Annotated in this window: 2 protein-coding genes; one reads left to right on the top strand and one right to left on the bottom strand. The window is 38.6% G+C overall.

Annotation, left to right across the window (positions count from 1 at the left end; all coding sequences use genetic code 11):
* Positions 1–374: 374 nt before the first annotated feature.
* The gene (ung, locus tag Hs30E_RS10830; RefSeq protein WP_172209945.1) at positions 375–1,055 is read left to right on the top strand and encodes a uracil-DNA glycosylase; all 681 of its coding nucleotides are present in this window, start codon (positions 375–377) and stop codon (positions 1,053–1,055) included.
* Between the two features lie 125 nt (positions 1,056–1,180).
* Here ung and purR read toward each other — a convergent pair whose 3' ends face one another.
* The gene (gene purR / locus Hs30E_RS10825) at positions 1,181–1,996 is read right to left on the bottom strand and encodes a pur operon repressor (protein ID WP_172209944.1); all 816 of its coding nucleotides are present in this window, start codon (positions 1,994–1,996) and stop codon (positions 1,181–1,183) included.
* Positions 1,997–2,120: the final 124 nt, after the last annotated feature.

Here is a 2,120-nt window from a genome sequence, read left to right as displayed (position 1 = left end):
GATTCAAAGGTTGGACGTTTAACGCCAACTAGACGTTTAAAATGACTATCGCTGAGTTTCGTGAGGGATTCATAGTTCATGACTATAGTATAACAAATTTTTTTATTTTTGGGAGAAGTCTATTGAAGAAAATGTTATATACAACGCGCTTTATAGGGACATCAAGAACTTTTTAACTGCAGAAGAAATGAGAACTTTCAATGCTTTAAAAAATGGAGAAAAAGTAGATAGGAACAAGAAGTTCAGATTGAAACAGAAGATTATTAAATATATTGACTTGTATTGGTAAAAAAATCACCAGTTACTCAATTTTTTTCTTTGATTTTTAAAATTTTAAGGTATAATTGTTACTATAACGAAAAGGAGGGGTTGGGATGAAAGCGACAATTCAAGGAAAATGGGGCGAGTTACTGAATGATGAGTTACAAAATGAGGTGATGAGAAATTTGAGCAGATTTATTGCTATGGAAAGTTTTACAAAAAATATTTTTCCGCCTAAACCTTTAATTTTTAATGCACTAAATTTAACTGATTATAATAACGTCAAGGTTGTTTTACTTGGGCAAGATCCTTACCACGGAAAAGGGCAAGCCATGGGGTTGAGTTTTTCTGTTCCGAAAAATGTCCCACTTCCGCCGTCATTGCGGAACATTTATAAGGAGATTGGCGATGAATTTGCAACACCGATACAAGCCAACGGCGACTTGACGAGTTGGGCTGAGCAAGGCGTCTTGCTCTTGAATACAGCGCTTACGGTTGAGGAGGGTAAGGCGAACTCACATGCTCAAAAAGGGTGGGAGGGTTTTACGGATAAAATCATCTCTCTTTTAAACGAACGTGAAACACCTGTTATTTTTCTCTTGTTAGGTCGACCAGCGCAATCAAAGTCGCAACTTATCACAAACGACCGACATAAAATTATTACCGCACCACACCCATCGCCACTTTCTGCGCATCGCGGTTTTTTCGGGAGCAATGTTTTTAGACAAGTTAATACGGAGTTGGAAATATTGGGTAAAGTACCTGTCAACTGGCTTAGTGTGACACATAATTAAGAAAAAAATAACACTTTGGTAAGTAATCGCAACCACAAGTCAAAGAGGAGTGACGACTAAAGAAATTTTAGCATATCTTTTTCCTGTCAACAAATTTATGAGCTGACAAAAATGGGCGAAATTAGTTAAATATTTTGATAAATATTACCTAATTTGACTTCAATACTACGATTTTCAACGTCAATATCATCAATTTTTAAGATAGACTTATAATCGGAAATTAGACGCTCACCTTTGAAAGGTCCTTCGGCAAAAACGGCTACGCCCGCAAGAAGACAGTCAAATTCATGAACGAGCGACTTCATGCCATTGAGCGTACCGCCACCTTTCATAAAGTCGTCAACAATCAAAACACGCTGTCCTGGGGCAAGAGAACGCTTGGAGAGTGTCATATTTTCAACTTTAGAGCTAGACCCCGACATGTAGTTGACATTGAGCGTGGCGCCTTCTGTGACCTTGGGATCGCGCCGAACAATGACGAAAGGCACGTCAAGAATCCCGCTGACAGCCTGGGCAATGGGAATGCCTTTGGTAGCAATAGTCATGACGGCATCAATCTGCTTGCCGATATATTCATGAGCAATAATCTTACCGATTTTGTTGAGATTGTATGGCGTGCCCAAAATATCGGATAAGTAGATATAACCACCTGGCAAAATGCGGTTACTTTCTTTCATCAAGTCAATAATGTCGTTGGCAAATTTTTGTGATTTTTCATCGGAAATACTGGGCGTGAAAATAACACCACCCGAAACACCAGCAAAAGTTTCAACTGAACCGACTTCAGTTGTCTCAAAAATGCGTTTGATGATGACTAAATCTTCAGAAATCGACGATTTGGCTGCCTCGTAACGTTCGCTAAAAAATGATAGTGTCGTTAGTTTTCTGGGATGATTTAACAAATAATTAGTGAAATCGACTAGACGTTCACTTCTTTTCATGGCTACTCCTGTTATAAATGCCCCATTGTCAAGTCAAAATATTTTCTCGCAATAGGGTTTAGTTAAACTCAATGGCACAAGAAAACGCCAAAAGTAAGATTCAACGACAGTCAACCACTCTGTT

Origin of the sequence: Pseudolactococcus hodotermopsidis (genome assembly GCF_011170085.1) — a bacterium.
Lineage (GTDB): Bacteria > Bacillota > Bacilli > Lactobacillales > Streptococcaceae > Pseudolactococcus > Pseudolactococcus hodotermopsidis.
This window is presented reverse-complemented; position numbering and strand designations above follow the sequence as displayed.